Source organism: Georgenia sp. AZ-5, from assembly GCF_043952095.1.
Classification (GTDB): domain Bacteria; phylum Actinomycetota; class Actinomycetes; order Actinomycetales; family Actinomycetaceae; genus Georgenia.
Genome location: NZ_JBINOU010000001.1, coordinates 3,384,816 through 3,398,693 on the forward strand (window position 1 = coordinate 3,384,816; position 13,878 = coordinate 3,398,693).

Consider the following 13,878-nt stretch of genomic DNA (forward strand, 5'->3'; position numbering starts at 1 on the left):
CGTCGCTGCTCGCCAGCCGGGCCGGACCCCGGCGGGGTCAGACCTGGAAGAAGACCGTCTCGTCCCCGCCCTGGACGCGGATGTCGAAACGGTAGCCGTCACCCTCCGGCCGTGCCATCAGGGTGTGGCGGCGTGCCTCCGGCACGGACAGCAGGACGGGGTCCGTCTCGTTCAGGGGCTCGTCCGGGAAGTAGATCCGGGTCACGACCCGGTCGAGCATGCCCCGGGCGAGGACGCTGACGTCGATGTGCGGGGCCTCCATCGGCCCGGCCTCGTCGTCGAGCTCCGCCGCGGGGAGCGGCCCGGGCCTGACCGTGAGGATGCGATAGTGCAGGCCCTCCCCCTTGGTATCCGAGCGACCCAGCCCGCGGAAACCCTCGAGGGTCGGGGCGACCCCGCGCGGGTCCTCGGGGCTGGCGAAGCGCCCCTCCGGGTCCGGCTGCCAGAACTCCACCATCGCGTCCTGCATCGGCTCGCCGGCGCCGTCGAGCACCTGCCCCGTGACCCAGAACGCGCCCGGCGTGTCCCTGGGCACCACGAGCCGACCTGCCTCGCCCCAGTCCAGGCCGATGGCCAGGTACGGCCCGACGGTCTGGGAGGGCGTCAGCCCCAGCCGCTCACTCATCGTCGTCCTCGTCCTCCTCGAAGACGCTGGCGTCCGGGCCGCGCAGCACGATGTCGAACTGGAACGCCAGCGCCCAGTGGTCCTCGGTCGCCTCGTAGTCGAACCGCGAGATCATGCGGTTGCGGGCCCGCTCGTCGCGCACCGAGTTGAAGATGGGGTCCTGGAAGAACAGCGGGTCGTCCGGGAAGTACATCTGCGTGACCAGCCGCTGCGTGAACGCCCGGCCGAACAGCGAGAAGTGGATGTGCGCCGGGCGCCAGGCGTTGGGGTTGTTCTTCCACGGGTAGGCGCCGGGCTTGATCGTGGTGAACCGGTAGCTCCCCTCGACGTCCGTGAGCGTGCGGCCCACGCCGGTGAAGTTGGGATCGAGCGGCGCCGGCCAGTTGTCCCAGTGGTGCTGGTACCGGCCGGCGGCGTTGGCCTGCCAGATCTCCACGAGCGTGTTCGGCACCGGGCGGCCGTCCTCCTCGAGGACGCGGCCGTGGACGATGATGCGCTGGCCGACCGGCTCGCCCGGGTGCTGGCCCGTCAGGTCGGCGTCCCCCGGCCGGACCAGGTCCTGGCCCAGCACCGGGCCGGTCAGCTCCGTCAGCCGCTGGGGCAGGAGCTGCAGCGGCTCCTTGGGGTGGCGCAGCGCGGTGGACCTGTAGCCCGGGCTGTCGAGGGGCGGGTGCACCCCCTCCGGGACCTTGTAGCGCGGGACCACCAGGCCGCCGCGCGTGATGGCGCCCGGTGTCCGGAGATCGTCCAGTCCGCCCATCTGCGTCTCCTCCGTCACGTCGTCGTGGCCTTGTGCGCCGGGGGAACAGTTGTTCTCATGGCGAACGGGCTCCACGGACGATAGTCCCGGGCGGCGTGTGAGGTCAATCACCCGCGGCCGTTGACGCGACCCGCGCGGGGCCGTAAGTTTTCGATGCGAAACAGCGTTCGACATGAGAACACGCGGGGCGACCGGCACAGCCGCCGGCAACCGACCGTGGCGACGGCACAGCTGGCGGCGCCCCGGGAGGCCAGCGGACACGCGCACGGACCCACACGGAACCCGACACGGACACGGAACCGGCGAAGCGACGCCCACACCCCGCGGAGCTTCCGGGCCCCCGACGGACGCCGGCCCTCCCCAGACCAAGGAGTCGACATGCGACGACGCATCCCCCTCGCCATGGTGGCGGCTGCCGCCCTCACGGCCGCCTGCGGCGGCGGCAACGGCGGTGACGCCGCCACCGGCGGCGCCGACGGCGCCGCGACCGACGCGGTCGAGGACGGCGAGCTGACGCCGATCACCGTCGGCGTGCTGCCCATCGTCGACACCGCCGCCATCTGGCTGGGCGTGGACCAGGGCATCTTCGAGGAGCACGGGCTCGACGTCACGCTCGAGGTCGCCCAGGGCGGCGCGGCGATCGCGCCGGCCGTCGTCAGCGGTGACTACCAGTTCGGCTTCTCCAACCTCGTGTCCCTCTTCGTCGCCGGCGACCAGGGGCTCCCGCTGCAGCTGCTCGCCCCCGGCAACGCCTCCACGGGTGACGCCGCCGCGGACATCGGCGGCATCGTCGCCCTGCCCGACTCCGGCATCACCGGGCCCGCGGACCTGGCGGGCAAGACGGTCGCGGTCAACACCCTCGCCAACATCGGCGAGGTGACCGTGAAGAACGTCGTCGAGCAGGCCGGCGGGGACCCCGACTCGGTGCAGTTCACCGAGCTCGGCTTCCCGGACATGCCCGCCGCCGTCGCGGGCGGCCAGGTCGACGCGGCCTGGATCCTCGAGCCGTTCCTCACCGTCACGAAGAACCAGGGCGCCCAGCTCATCAGCTCCAACTTCGCCGAGACCGACCCCGACCTGATCATCGCCGGATACTTCACGACCGCCCAGAACGCCCAGCAGGAGCCGGAGCTCACCGAGGCGTTCACGGCGGCGATGACCGAGTCGCTGGAGTACGCCGAGGCGAACCCGGACGAGGCCCGGGCGATCCTGTCCACCTACACCGAGATCCCCGCCGAGGTGCAGGAGGCGATGGTCATGCCCAGGTTCCCGAGCGAGTTCGACACCGACGCGGTCCAGGTCCTCGCCGACCTGACCCTGAAGTACGGCCTGGTGGAGAACGAGATCGACGTGGAGGCGCTGCTGCCATGACCGCCACCCTCGCGCAACCCCGGGCGACGGCCCGGTCGCGCCGCCCCGGCCGTGGGACGGTGAAAGCCGGGCTCGGCCTCGCGGGCGTCGTCTCCCTCCTCGTCCTCCTCGAGCTGCTCCCTCGCGCCGGGGTCGTCGACCCGCGCTTCCTGCCGCCGTTCTCGCAGATGGCGTCGGCGCTGGTGGCGCGCGTCCAGACGCCGGAGTTCTGGGAGGCCCTGCGCCAGACGCTGACCACCTGGGCGGTGGGCCTGGCCATCGCGGTGCTCGCGGGCGTCTTGCTGGGGATGCTCATCGGGTCCGTCCGGGTGCTGCGCGAGGCCACCTCCTCGACCATCGAGTTCCTGCGGCCCATCCCCTCGGTGGCGCTGATCCCGCTGGCCGTGCTGCTGTTCGGCACCGGCATGCGCTCGACCCTGCTGCTGGTGGTCTACGCCTCGTTCTGGCAGGTGCTCGTCCAGGTGCTGTACGGGGTGCAGGACGTCGACCCGGTAGCGCGGGACACCGCGAGGTCCTACCGGTTCCGGTTCCTCACCGAGGGCTCCCGGCTGGTGTGGCCCACCGTGCTGCCCTACGCGGTCACCGGCTTCCGCCTGGCCGCCTCGGTGGCGCTGATCCTGACCATCACGGGCGAGCTGATCATCGGCACGCCCGGCCTGGGCCGGCTCCTGGCGGTGGCCCAGCAGTCCGGCGCCGTCGCCTCGATGTACGCCCTGGTGATCGTCACCGGGCTTCTCGGGGTGGCGGTCAACCTCCTGGCGCGCCTGCTCGAGCGCCGGGTCCTGCACTGGCACCCCTCCGTGCGACGGGAGAGCGCGGCATGACCACCACCACCCCCGGCGCCACGGCGCCCCTGGCCCGCACCGGCGCCCGCCGCCGCCGTCGCGGGGGCCCGCTGTGGCAGCGGGTCCTGCTCGCCGTCGCCCTGCCCGTCGTGCTGATCGCGGCGTGGTGGTTCACCTCCGCGGGCTCGCAGAGCTTCTTCTTCCCCCCGCTGCGCGAGATCGTCACCAGCTTCGCCCCGACGTGGTTCGAGGGCCGGGTCTTCTCCGACGTGCTGCCCTCCCTGGGCCGGCTGCTGACCGGGTACGCCCTGGCCCTGGTCGTCGGCATCGCCCTGGGCACCGCCATCGGGCTGTCCCCCACCCTGCGCGCCTACACCGAGCCGGTCCTGGAGTTCTTCCGCGCCATCCCGCCGCCGGTGCTGGTGCCGATCCTCATGCTCTTCCTCGGCATCGGCACCACCATGCGCGTGTTCGTCATCGCCACCGGCGCCCTGTGGCCGATCCTGCTCAACACCGTCGAGGGCGTGCGCGGCATCGACGAGGTGCTGCGCGACACCTCCCGGGTCTACCGGCTCGGGCCCGCCGCGCGGCTGCGCACCCTGGTGCTGCGCGGCGCCAGCCCGCAGATCGTCACCGGCGCCCGCCAGGCGCTGTCCATCGCGATCATCCTCATGGTGATCTCGGAGATGTTCGCCGCCCGCGACGGCCTGGGCTTCTCCATCGTGCAGTTCCAGCGCAGCTTCGCCATCCCCGAGATGTGGACCGGCATCATCCTGCTCGGCCTCATCGGCGTCGTCCTGTCCCTGCTCTTCCGCGCCGTCGAGCGCCCCGTGCTCGCGTGGTACCGCGGGTTCCGCCAGTCCCAACGAGGAGGCAACTGATGACCGCCACCGCCCACCGCCCCGCCGCGGGCAGCGCGATGCTCGACGTCGCCGGCCTGAACAAGACCTACACCTCCGCCGCCGGGGACACCGAGGCCATCCGCGACCTCACCTTCGAGATCAAGGCCGGCGAGATGGTCTGCATCGTCGGCCCCTCCGGCGCCGGCAAGACCACCCTGCTGCGCTGCATCGCCGGCCTGCTCCCCCCCACCGGCGGCGACGTCACCCTCGAGGGCCAGCAGGTCTCCGGCCCGCCCAAGGGCATGGCCGTCGTCTTCCAGGAGTACGCCCGCTCCCTCTTCCCCTGGCTCACCGTCACCCAGAACGTCGAGCTGCCGCTGAAGGAGAAGGGCACCGCCAAGGCCGACCGCCGCCGCCTTGTCAACGAGGCGCTGGACGCCGTCGGGCTCGCCGACGTCCCGAACTCCTACCCCTGGCAGCTCTCCGGCGGCATGCAGCAGCGCGTGGCCATCGCGCGGGCCGTGGCCTACGAGCCGCACATCCTGCTCATGGACGAGCCCTTCGCCGCCGTCGACGCCCAGACCCGCGCCGACCTCGAAGACCTGGTCCGCGACCTGTGGGACCGCCTGGGCCTGACCCTGCTGTTCGTCACGCACGACATCGACGAGTCGATCTACCTCGGCCAGCGCGTGCTGGTGCTCTCCGGGCGGCCCACCGTCATCCTCGAGGACGTCCAGGTCAACCTCCCCAACGAGCGCGACCAGCTCACCACCCGCTCCGACCCCGAGTTCGCCCGGCTGCGCGCCCACGTCTACGACCTCGTCCAGAAGGCCAAGCGCGGATACCGGCCGGAGGACGCCACCGCCGGGGCGGCACCCCGGTGACGACGGACGAGCGCACCCAGGTCGTCATCGTCGGGGCGGGCCCGGCGGGGCTGCTGCTGTCCCAGCTGCTGCACCTCGCCGGCGTGGAGAGCGTCTTGCTCGAGCGGCGCGACCGGGAATACTGCGAGAAGCGGGTGCGCGCCGGCGTCCTGGAGCACCAGGCCGCGGACATCCTCCGCGAGGCCGGCGTGGGCGAGCGGATGGACCGCGAGGGGCTGGTCCACGAGGGGATCGAGCTGCGCTTCGACGGCGAGGGTCACCGCGTCCCGATGACGGAGCTGACGGGGCGCCACATCACCGTCTACGGCCAGCAGGAGGTCGTCAAGGACCTCATCGCGCGGCGCCTGGGCGACGGCGGGGACCTGCGCTTCGAGGCCCAGGACCTCGAGATCCACGACGTCGGCACCGCCGAGCCGTCGGTCACCTACACCAGGGACGGTGGGACCCACCGCGTCGTCGCGGACGTCGTGGCTGGCTGCGACGGCTTCCACGGCCCCTCGCGCGCCGCCGCGGGACCGGCCGAGCTGCTGCACCACTACCCGTTCGCCTGGCTCGGCATCCTCGCCCACGCCTCGCCGCGCACCCACGAGCTCATCTACTCCCTGCACGAGCGCGGCTTCGCGCTGTACAGCATGCGGTCGGAGCAGGTGACCCGGCTGTACCTCCAGGTGGACGCGGACGACACCGTGGACAGCTGGCCGCACGAGCGCATCTGGGACGAGCTCGCGATCCGGTTCAGCCTCGACGGGGAGGCGTGGGACCCCGGGCGCGGCGAGATCTTCGACGTCGGCATCACCCCGATGCGCAGCTTCGTGGCCGAGCCCATGCGGCGCGGCCGGCTGCTGCTGGCGGGCGACGCCGCCCACATCGTGCCGCCCACCGGCGCCAAGGGCATGAACCTGGCGGTCCACGACGTCTGGCTGATGGCCCGCGCCATCGAGCACTGGTACACCACCGGGGACGAGGCGCTGCTGGAGAGCTACTCCGACGACGCGCTGCGGCGTGTGTGGCGCGGGGAGCACTTCGCCTGGTGGATGACCTCGATGCTCCACCGCTTCCACGACGAGGACCTGTTCAGGTACCGGCTCCAGGTCGCCCAGCTGCGCAACGTGGTGTCCTCGCATGCGTACGCGACCGCACTGGCGGAGAACTACGCGGGATGAGCGAGCCCGGCGTCCGCACCACCGAGGCCGCGGAGCCCCGGCGGCCCGGCTACGTGCAGTCCCTCGACCGGGGGCTCGCGGTGATCCGTGCCTTCGACGCCGACCACCCGCGCCTGACCCTCACCGAGGTCGCCGGGCGGGCGGGCCTGACCCGGGCGGCCGCCTGGCGGTTCCTGCACACCCTCGTCGACCTGGGCTACGTCGCCGTGGAGGGGCGCGTGTTCAGCCTGCGCCCGCGTGTCCTCGAGCTCGGCTACGCCTACCTCTCATCGATGAGCCTGGCCGAGATCGCGCGCGTGCACCTCGAGCGGCTCGCGTCGCTGGTGGACGAGTCGTCGTCGATGTCGGTGCTGGACGGCACCGACATCGTCTACGTCGTCCGGGTGCCGGCGCGGCGGATCATGAGCGTGGACCTCGGCGTGGGCGCCCGCCTCCCCGCCTTCGCGACGTCCATGGGGCGGGTGCTCCTCGCGGCCCTTCCCGACGACGCGCTGGAGGAGCACGTCGGGGACCTCGAGCCGCTCACCCGCCGCACCACCACCGACCTGGCCGCGCTGCGCCAGGAGCTTGCCGTGGTGCGCCGGCAGGGCTGGGCGCTGGTGGACGGGGAGCTGGAGGAGGGCCTGCGGTCCGTCGCCGCGCCGGTCACCGACCGGTCGGGGCGGGTGGTGGCGGCCGTGAACATCTCCACGGCGGCCAGCCGCGGCTCCGTCGCGTCCGTCACCGAGGACCTGCTGCCGCACCTGCTCCGTGCGGCGCGGGAGATCTCGGCCGACCTGGCGCAGCGGCAGTGAGGGCGCGCGCCGGGGCGGCCGGGCCCGCCGCGGGTCTCGGGCTGCTCGTCGCGGCCGTGGTGCTCATCGGCCTGAACCTGCGCGGCCCGATCGTCGGGGTCCCGCCGCTGCTGGGCCGCATCAGCGGCGAGCTGGGGCTGACGGCCGCCGCGGCCGGGCTGCTGACCTCCCTGCCGCTCCTCTCCTTCGCGATCCTCTCCCCCTTCGTCGGCGGGGTGGTCCGGCGCCTCGGGATCGACCGCACGCTGCTGGTGAGCCTGCTCCTGCTGATCGCCGCGGTGAGCCTGCGCCCGTGGGACGGGTGGGTCGGGCTGCTGCTGGGGACCGCCGTCGTCGGGGTGGCCATCACCCTGGGCAACGTCGTGGTGCCGGTACTGGTGCGCCGCGACGCCCCCGGGCACGTCAGCGCCGTGATGGCGCTGTCGACCAGCGCGTACGGCGTCGGGCAGGGCCTGGCCTCGTTCGTCGCCGTCCCGCTGGCCGACGAGGTCGGCTGGCGCGGCTCCATCGCGGCGCCCGCGCTGCTGATCCTCCTCGCCCTCGCGGTGTGGGTGGTGCGCATGCGGCGCGCCGCGCTGGCCGGCGCGGGTGCCGGCCTGGCGGGCCCGGAGGGAGCGGCCGCGGACTCGGCCTTCCCCCAGCACGCGGCCGCGGCGGACGCACGCTCCGCGGGGCACGGCGCCACGGCGGGCGCCGGCGCCCGGCCTGCCGGCACCACGGCGGCCGCCACCGCGCGCACCTGGTCCCATGTGTGGCGCCAGGGTGAGGCGTGGTGGCTGGCCGCCTTCTTCGGGCTCCAGGCGTCCCTGTTCTACGCCGCGGCGACCTGGATCCCCACGCAGCTGCGCGAGACGGCGGGCGTCTCCGAGGTCACGGCCGGCACCGCGGTGTCGGTGTTCCACCTTGTGGGGATCGCCGGGACGCTGCTCGTCCCCGCCGCCATCCGCGTCCTCGGCGGGGCCAGTCGGGTCGCGGCGGTCGTCGGCGCGCTCTGGGCCGTGTTCTTCGCCGGCCTGGCGCTGGCGGTGGACGCCTGGGTGGTGTGGGCGGTGGTCGGCGGCCTGACCCAGGGTGCCGGGATCGGCCTGGGCCTGACCCTGATCGCCATGCGCCCCGTGGACGCGGCGTACGGGCGCTACGTCTCCGGGATGGTCCAGGGCGTCGGGTACGCCCTCGCCGCCGTGGCGCCCGTGCTCGTGGGGTGGCTCGCGCGCTCGACCGGCGGCTGGGCCGCCCCCACGGCGGTGCTCGCGGCCGCCGGGCTGGCCATGGCCGTCACGGGGCTGCGCGCCGGCGCGGACCGGCACATCGGCTGAGCCGCCGACGGGCATCGCCTCACCTCCGGTATGGCGTCTGGTCCTTGGCGCCGGCGCGGCCGCCGGGGTCACGGCACCAGCACGGCGGCGCCCTCGTAGGCGTCGGCGGCCAGGTCCGCCAGCGTCTCGGCCGCCGCGGAGAGCGGCCGCACGGTCGTGGTCGGGCGCAGTCCCAGCGTCGCGGCGAGGCGCAGCAGCTCCTCGCCGTCGGCGCGGGTGCTGGCCGTGACGCTGCGGATCTCCTTCTCGTAGAAGAGCTCGCGCTCGTACACCAGCGCCGGGACGTCGCTCAGGTGGATGCCGGCGATCACCAGCACGCCGCCGCGGTCCAGGGCCCGCAGCGCCGTCGGCACCAGGTGCCCCACGGGGGCGAACAGGATGGCCGCGTCGAGGGGCTCGGGCGGCGCGGCGTCCGCCTCCCCGGCCGAGGCCGCCCCGAGGTCCAGCGCCAGCCGCTGCGCCCTGGCCGAGCGGGTGAGCACGTGCACGACCGCACCCTGCCGGATGGCGACCTGGGCCACGAGGTGGGCCGAGGCGCCGAAGCCGTACAGCCCCAGCCGCCCGCCGGGCGGCAGGCCCGTGCGCCTGAGCGCGCGGTACCCCACGATCCCCGAGCACAGCAGCGGCGCCGCGTCGGTCGCGGCGACGCCGTCGGGGAGCGGGTAGGCGAAGCGCTCGTCCACCAGCGTCAGCTCGGCGAACCCGCCGTCCGCGTCCCACCCGGTGAACCTCGCCGCCGGGCACAGGTTCTCCCGCCCGGTGCGGCACCAGCGGCACGCCCCGCACGTGCCCCGCAGCCACGCCACGCCCACCCGGTCCCCCACCCGCAGGCGCTCGCAGCCGGGACCGATCACGTCGACCCGGCCGACCACCTCGTGCCCGGGCACGGTGCGCGGCCGCCGCGGGACCAGGTCGCCCGCGGCCAGGTGCAGGTCGGTCCGGCACACCCCGCACGCCTCGACCCGCACCCGGACCTGCCCCGGTCCTGGCAGGGGGTCCGGGAGCTCCGCCCACCGCAGCGGACCCGTGCCGATCGGGCCCGGCTCGGCGACCACCCACCCTCGCACGGCTTCCTCCCGCTGGTCCCGCTCCCATGATCCGTCCGCGGCGCCCGGGCCGGAAGACGGCGTCACCGCCCGGGCGCGGCGCCCGCGGCCGCCTCACGACCGCTGCTCAGGCCCGGTCACGCGCGACGCCGGCTCAGGCCGCGGTGACGAACTGCGACACCCGGGTGACGACGCCGGGGTCGCGGAGGATGCGCTGGTGCCCCAGGCCGTCGGTGGAGACGAGCGCGGCACTCGGCCACCGCTCGGCCAGGCTCGCGCCCTCCCGGTGCGGCACCTCCTTGTCCGCGCGGTCGTGGACCACCAGCACGGGCCGGGTCATCGGGGTGTCCGCGAGCGCGAAATCCCGCAGCGGGCGCCGCGCGAGGGCCTCGAACCGCCGGTCGAACTCCCGCTGCGCGCGGCCGCCATACCCCAGGGCCTCGGCCAGCTCGCGCCGCCGGGCGGCCATGTCCGTGCTCGGCGCGACGAAGGCGAGGCGGCCGACGGGCAGGCCGTCGCGCACGGCGAGCGCGGCCACGAAGCAGCCCAGGGAGTGCGCGACGACGGCGTCCGGCGCGCCGTGCGCAGCGGTCACGGCGACGAAGGCCCCCAGCATCTCGACGGCGGTGCTGCGGCGCGGGCCGAGCGCACCGGGCGAAGACTGGCCGTGGCTGAGCGCGTCGAAGCCCACCACGCGCCGCCCCGCCGCCACCAGCGGCTCGACGAACGCCCCGAGCTGGCCGCGCCAGCCGCCCCAGCCGTGCACGAGATACACGGGCGGGCCGTCGCCCCACGTCTCCACGGCCACGGTCCGGCCGCCCGGCAGGGAGACGTCCGCGCGGACGCCCGGCCGCGGGCGGTCGTCGGGGTGGCGGCCGGCGGTGTCGGGCAGCGTGCACCACAGGCGCAGCGCCCACCGGGCGGTCAGCGGCGGCGAGAGCCTGTCCAGCGCCGCGAAGCCGGCGCGCATGGCCGCCGGACGGATGACGTCGGCGTCGATCACGAGACCTCGTTGCTCGAGAGATCCGGGCGCCGGCGCCATGGTGCGACAGGCCCGGCGGCTGGCTCGCACACCGCACAACGTAGGCGGCGGGCCACGTCCTGCGCCACGGCGCCACTCCGGCCATCCCGCTCCCGTGGTCCCCGCCGGGCGCCGCGTGGTGGCCCGAGAGGCCGCCCGGGGGCCGCTTCGGTCCCGGGCGGCCCGGGTCAGCCGCGCTGGATCTCGATGCGGCGGGTGGCCGGTGGCTCGCCCGCCGGCAGGCGCACCTCCAGCACGCCGTCGCGGTAGCTCGCGGAGATCACGTCGGGGCTGGTGCCGCGCGGCAGGCGCACGTGCCGCTCGAAGTGCCCGTAGCGGAACTCGCTGCGGTACCCCTCGGCCCCCTTCTCCTCCGCCCTCTCGCGCTTCTCGGCGCTGATGGTGAGCACGCCCTCGTCGACCGTGACCTCGACGTCCTTCTCGGGGTCCACCCCGGGAAGCTCCGCGCGCACCACGAGCTGGTCGCCCTCGCGGACCTCCTCCACGCGGATGGGCATGCCCGCGGGCCGGCCGATCTCCCGGAACGGCCATCCCGTCTCACCGAAGGGCCACAGGTCCCACCGTCCGGGGCCGCCGCCCCACAGGTGCTCCGCGAGCTCGCGGGGCGACCGGCGCCCGAGCTGGCGGCCCTGCTCGGCCTGGGGTTCCTTCGACTCGGCAGTCATCACGATCCTCCTCGATCGTCCAGCCGGGCCGGGACGACCCGGCTTCCCCTAAGGTGCGACAGCACGTGCCTCGCACACAAGGCCCCCACCGGCACCCACGGCAGCACACCGGGGGTGGCTGGGCCGGCGGCGCCGAGGCGACCCGCGCGGCGTGCGCCGGGCCGCGAACGCCCTGCACCGCCCGGCTCAGTGGGGCGGCACCTCGGGCGGCACACGTACGACGGCGACCACCGGTGCCTCGTGCAGGACGCCTCTGCTCACCGAGCCCAGGCGCAGGCCAGGGAGGCCGCCGCGGCCCCGGCTGCCCACGACAGGCTCGCGTCCGCCGATTCCTCCACGAGCGCCTCGACGGGGTGCCGCCTCACCTCCCGGACGTCGACGGGGACCCCGGGGTACCGGTCCCAGGTCGAGGCGATGCGCTCGACGTCGAGAGCCTGCTCCTCGGCCACGCTGGCGAGCAGCCGCTCGACCGAGTCGTCGAGGAACTCCGGCCGCGGAATCTCCCGGGACCGTCCGTGCACCACCCGCACCCCCACGCCGCGCCGCACCGCCTGGGCGAACGCGAACTGAAGCACCTCGGGCGACTCGTCGTCGGCACACCGACCACCACGGGGCCCGACGCCGCCGGCGCCACGTCGCGCACGACCACCGGCCCGTGCGCGCGGGCCGTCACCTTCTGCGAGACCGACCCCAGCAGCCGCCCGCCGATCCTGCCCGTCCCCCGCGCCCCGACGACGACCACCGAGGCGTTCTGCGATGCACGCGCGAGCGCGACCGCCGCGTCCTCGAGCACGACCGCCGTGGTGACGGGCAGGTCAGGATGACGGGCACGCGCCCGGTCGACCACGGCCCTCGTGATCTTCTCGGACGCCCGGACGATCTCCTCGCCCGGCACGGTGCCGTACTCGCGCGACGAGGTGATCCAGGGGAAGGCGTGCAGGACGTGGAGCGGGCTCCCCGCCGGGCCGCCTCGTCCGCGGCCCAGTCGACCGCGCGCCGGCCGCCACGCCCTCGTGACGGGTCGGCGCTACGAGCGTCGCACGGCGGATGCCGCTACGGGGCGGGACGGCGTGCCTCCGGGGACGTTCGCCACTGACCGCGCTCGCCCGCCCGGGCCGGACGGAGCGGCGTCCGTCGACTGCGCCGCGCGACCGAGCTGTGTCGCTCGGGTGAGACTTGAGTCAGCCGCACTCAACTTTTCGCCCTGGGCGATCAGGGCGGCCAAGCTGTTAGCACTCGCATGCCGAGAGTGCTAGAACATGTCCCAGAAGCCGCGGGGTGGCGCGGGAGACGCACCCGCGGCGACGGCCCGGAAGGCCCGGGCCGCAGCAGTGGAGGTGGGACTCATGGCTACCCGTTACGACCCGTTCCGCGAGATGGACCGCTGGCTGGCCAACACCGTGCGCCAGACTCCGCCGGCCCCCGGCATGCCGCTCGACCTGTACCGCGAGGGCGAGGCCTTCGTGGCCAAGGTGGACCTTCCCGGCGTCGACCCGTCCACGATCGACATCGACGTCGAGGACCGCACCCTCACGATCCGCGCCGAGCGCCGCCAGGACGAGGCGGAGAACGTCCAGTGGCTGACCCACGAGCGGCCCACCGGCACGTTCGCCCGTCAGCTGGCCCTCGGTCACGGCCTGGCGCTGGACCGCATCGAGGCCGGCTACGCCGACGGCGTGCTGACGCTGACCATCCCGGTGGCCGAGGAGGCGAAGCCGCGCAAGATCCAGGTCGCGCACACCGGCACCTCGACCCCCGTGCGCACCGAGGAGGCCGCCACCGCGTGACCGACCGGCGACGCGGCCCCCGAAGGCGCCCATGCGCCCGTCGGCCGTCGCCGCCCCACAGCAACCGTCCCGGCCGGCACAGCCGGCCGGGACGGCCCCGCAGGGCCGGCGCGGACGCCGGCCCGCCGCACCGGCCCGGAGGGCCCGGGCCGACAGCAGCCTTGGAGGTGACTGACATGCGCACCGATCCGTTCCGCGAGATGGACCGCCTGCTGGACACGGTGCTGCGACAGGTGCCCACGGCGCACCCGATGCCGATGGACCTGTACCGCGACGGCGAGTCGTTCGTAGCGAAGATCGACCTGCCCGGCGTGAAGCCCGAGAGCCTGGACATCGACGTCGAGGAGCGGACCCTGACCATCCGCGCCGAGCGGGCGGCCGACACCGCCCAGGGCGCGCAGTGGCTCACCCGCGAGCGGCCCACCGGGACGTTCGCGCGCCAGCTCGCGCTGGGCCGCGGCGTCGACCTGGACCACATCGACGCCGCCTACGCCGACGGCGTGCTGACGCTCACCATGCCGGTGGCCGAGGAGGCCCGGCCGCGCAAGATCGAGGTGGCGCACGGCCCGGCCGCCGGCCAGCAGGCCATCGAGGGCGCGGCTTCGGGCGCCGGCCAGGGCTGAGTCGCCACCACCATGCAGGGTGACCCGCTCGCGCGAGCGGGTCACCCGGCCCGCCACCGGACATCATGTTCCGTCCTCCGGCGTCACGCCCGACCGTCCGGCCGGACGGGCACGCCCGCACCGGCTGGGGAAGTCACGCATGATCTCCGACCCCGCGCGACCCGCCGAAGGCCCT

The 13,878-nt window shown here is 74.7% G+C and carries 15 protein-coding genes and 1 pseudogene; 9 read left to right on the forward strand and 7 right to left on the reverse strand.

Translation table 11 applies throughout. The features are described from left to right. Window positions 1–37: 37 nt before the first annotated feature. Together pcaG and pcaH are read right to left on the reverse strand one after the other, a co-directional pair. Window positions 38–625, reverse strand: a complete 588-nt coding sequence (gene pcaG / locus ACF0H8_RS15845; protein ID WP_395289850.1) for a protocatechuate 3,4-dioxygenase subunit alpha — start codon at window positions 623–625, stop codon at window positions 38–40. Beyond that, window positions 618–1,385 carry a protocatechuate 3,4-dioxygenase subunit beta gene (gene pcaH / locus ACF0H8_RS15850; RefSeq protein WP_395289851.1) on the reverse strand — a complete coding sequence of 256 codons (768 nt, stop codon included), beginning with the start codon at window positions 1,383–1,385 and terminating at the stop codon, window positions 618–620. The genes pcaG and pcaH overlap by 8 nt, the downstream gene beginning before the upstream one ends. A gap of 378 nt (window positions 1,386–1,763) precedes the next feature. Between pcaH and ACF0H8_RS15855 the strand changes: the two genes are divergently transcribed. The 7 genes from ACF0H8_RS15855 to ACF0H8_RS15885 are packed head-to-tail and all read left to right on the forward strand — an operon-like array spanning window position 1,764 to window position 8,540. Beyond that, the gene (locus ACF0H8_RS15855) at window positions 1,764–2,756 is read left to right on the forward strand and encodes an ABC transporter substrate-binding protein (RefSeq protein WP_395289852.1); all 993 of its coding nucleotides are present in this window, start codon (window positions 1,764–1,766) and stop codon (window positions 2,754–2,756) included. After that, window positions 2,753–3,580, forward strand: coding sequence for an ABC transporter permease (locus ACF0H8_RS15860; protein ID WP_395289853.1), 828 nt, complete (start codon window positions 2,753–2,755; stop codon window positions 3,578–3,580). Before ACF0H8_RS15855 ends, ACF0H8_RS15860 begins: the two co-directional genes overlap by 4 nt. Further along, the gene (locus ACF0H8_RS15865; protein WP_395289854.1) at window positions 3,577–4,422 is read left to right on the forward strand and encodes an ABC transporter permease; all 846 of its coding nucleotides are present in this window, start codon (window positions 3,577–3,579) and stop codon (window positions 4,420–4,422) included. Before ACF0H8_RS15860 ends, ACF0H8_RS15865 begins: the two co-directional genes overlap by 4 nt. Continuing rightward, the gene (locus ACF0H8_RS15870) at window positions 4,422–5,267 is read left to right on the forward strand and encodes an ABC transporter ATP-binding protein (protein WP_395289855.1); all 846 of its coding nucleotides are present in this window, start codon (window positions 4,422–4,424) and stop codon (window positions 5,265–5,267) included. Before ACF0H8_RS15865 ends, ACF0H8_RS15870 begins: the two co-directional genes overlap by 1 nt. Further along, window positions 5,264–6,430 (forward strand): 4-hydroxybenzoate 3-monooxygenase, encoded by a 1,167-nt coding sequence (locus tag ACF0H8_RS15875; RefSeq protein ID WP_395289856.1) that lies wholly within the window; start codon window positions 5,264–5,266, stop codon window positions 6,428–6,430. Before ACF0H8_RS15870 ends, ACF0H8_RS15875 begins: the two co-directional genes overlap by 4 nt. Continuing rightward, the gene (locus ACF0H8_RS15880) at window positions 6,427–7,224 is read left to right on the forward strand and encodes an IclR family transcriptional regulator C-terminal domain-containing protein (protein WP_395289857.1); all 798 of its coding nucleotides are present in this window, start codon (window positions 6,427–6,429) and stop codon (window positions 7,222–7,224) included. The genes ACF0H8_RS15875 and ACF0H8_RS15880 overlap by 4 nt, the downstream gene beginning before the upstream one ends. Beyond that, window positions 7,221–8,540, forward strand: coding sequence for an MFS transporter (locus ACF0H8_RS15885; RefSeq protein ID WP_395289858.1), 1,320 nt, complete (start codon window positions 7,221–7,223; stop codon window positions 8,538–8,540). The genes ACF0H8_RS15880 and ACF0H8_RS15885 overlap by 4 nt, the downstream gene beginning before the upstream one ends. Window positions 8,541–8,608: 68 nt before the next feature. Here the strand turns inward: ACF0H8_RS15885 and ACF0H8_RS15890 are convergent, their stop codons facing one another. From ACF0H8_RS15890 to ACF0H8_RS15910, 5 genes and pseudogenes are all read right to left on the reverse strand, one after another. Further along, on the reverse strand, window positions 8,609–9,607 hold the full coding sequence (locus ACF0H8_RS15890; RefSeq protein ID WP_395289859.1) for a zinc-dependent alcohol dehydrogenase family protein: 999 nt from the start codon (window positions 9,605–9,607) through the stop codon (window positions 8,609–8,611). A 133-nt stretch (window positions 9,608–9,740) separates the two neighbouring features. Beyond that, window positions 9,741–10,589, reverse strand: a complete 849-nt coding sequence (locus tag ACF0H8_RS15895; protein WP_395289860.1) for an alpha/beta fold hydrolase — start codon at window positions 10,587–10,589, stop codon at window positions 9,741–9,743. A 206-nt stretch (window positions 10,590–10,795) separates the two neighbouring features. Next, a complete protein-coding gene (locus tag ACF0H8_RS15900) occupies window positions 10,796–11,293 on the reverse strand; it encodes an Hsp20/alpha crystallin family protein (protein WP_395289861.1) in 498 nt (165 codons plus the stop codon). A 257-nt stretch (window positions 11,294–11,550) separates the two neighbouring features. After that, a complete protein-coding gene (locus ACF0H8_RS15905; RefSeq protein ID WP_395289862.1) occupies window positions 11,551–11,868 on the reverse strand; it encodes a hypothetical protein in 318 nt (105 codons plus the stop codon). Between the two features lie 77 nt (window positions 11,869–11,945). Beyond that, a pseudogene (locus tag ACF0H8_RS15910) lies at window positions 11,946–12,278 on the reverse strand (universal stress protein); the annotation flags it as partial. 361 nt (window positions 12,279–12,639) lie between these two features. Here ACF0H8_RS15910 and ACF0H8_RS15915 point away from each other — a divergent pair. Beyond that, window positions 12,640–13,080: an Hsp20/alpha crystallin family protein gene (locus ACF0H8_RS15915; protein ID WP_395289863.1), complete on the forward strand. Its 441-nt coding sequence runs from the start codon at window positions 12,640–12,642 to the stop codon at window positions 13,078–13,080. Between the two features lie 176 nt (window positions 13,081–13,256). Then, window positions 13,257–13,703: an Hsp20/alpha crystallin family protein gene (locus ACF0H8_RS15920; protein ID WP_395289864.1), complete on the forward strand. Its 447-nt coding sequence runs from the start codon at window positions 13,257–13,259 to the stop codon at window positions 13,701–13,703. Window positions 13,704–13,878: the final 175 nt, after the last annotated feature.

Coding starts and splice junctions, on each gene's coding strand:
- pcaG (WP_395289850.1), bottom strand. CDS start 625: ATGAGTGAGCGGCTGGGGCTGACGCCCTCCCAGACCGTCGGGCCGTAC.
- pcaH (WP_395289851.1), bottom strand. CDS start 1,385: ATGGGCGGACTGGACGATCTCCGGACACCGGGCGCCATCACGCGCGGC.
- ACF0H8_RS15855 (WP_395289852.1), top strand. CDS start 1,764: ATGCGACGACGCATCCCCCTCGCCATGGTGGCGGCTGCCGCCCTCACG.
- ACF0H8_RS15860 (WP_395289853.1), top strand. CDS start 2,753: ATGACCGCCACCCTCGCGCAACCCCGGGCGACGGCCCGGTCGCGCCGC.
- ACF0H8_RS15865 (WP_395289854.1), top strand. CDS start 3,577: ATGACCACCACCACCCCCGGCGCCACGGCGCCCCTGGCCCGCACCGGC.
- ACF0H8_RS15870 (WP_395289855.1), top strand. CDS start 4,422: ATGACCGCCACCGCCCACCGCCCCGCCGCGGGCAGCGCGATGCTCGAC.
- ACF0H8_RS15880 (WP_395289857.1), top strand. CDS start 6,427: ATGAGCGAGCCCGGCGTCCGCACCACCGAGGCCGCGGAGCCCCGGCGG.
- ACF0H8_RS15900 (WP_395289861.1), bottom strand. CDS start 11,293: ATGACTGCCGAGTCGAAGGAACCCCAGGCCGAGCAGGGCCGCCAGCTC.
- ACF0H8_RS15915 (WP_395289863.1), top strand. CDS start 12,640: ATGGCTACCCGTTACGACCCGTTCCGCGAGATGGACCGCTGGCTGGCC.
- ACF0H8_RS15920 (WP_395289864.1), top strand. CDS start 13,257: ATGCGCACCGATCCGTTCCGCGAGATGGACCGCCTGCTGGACACGGTG.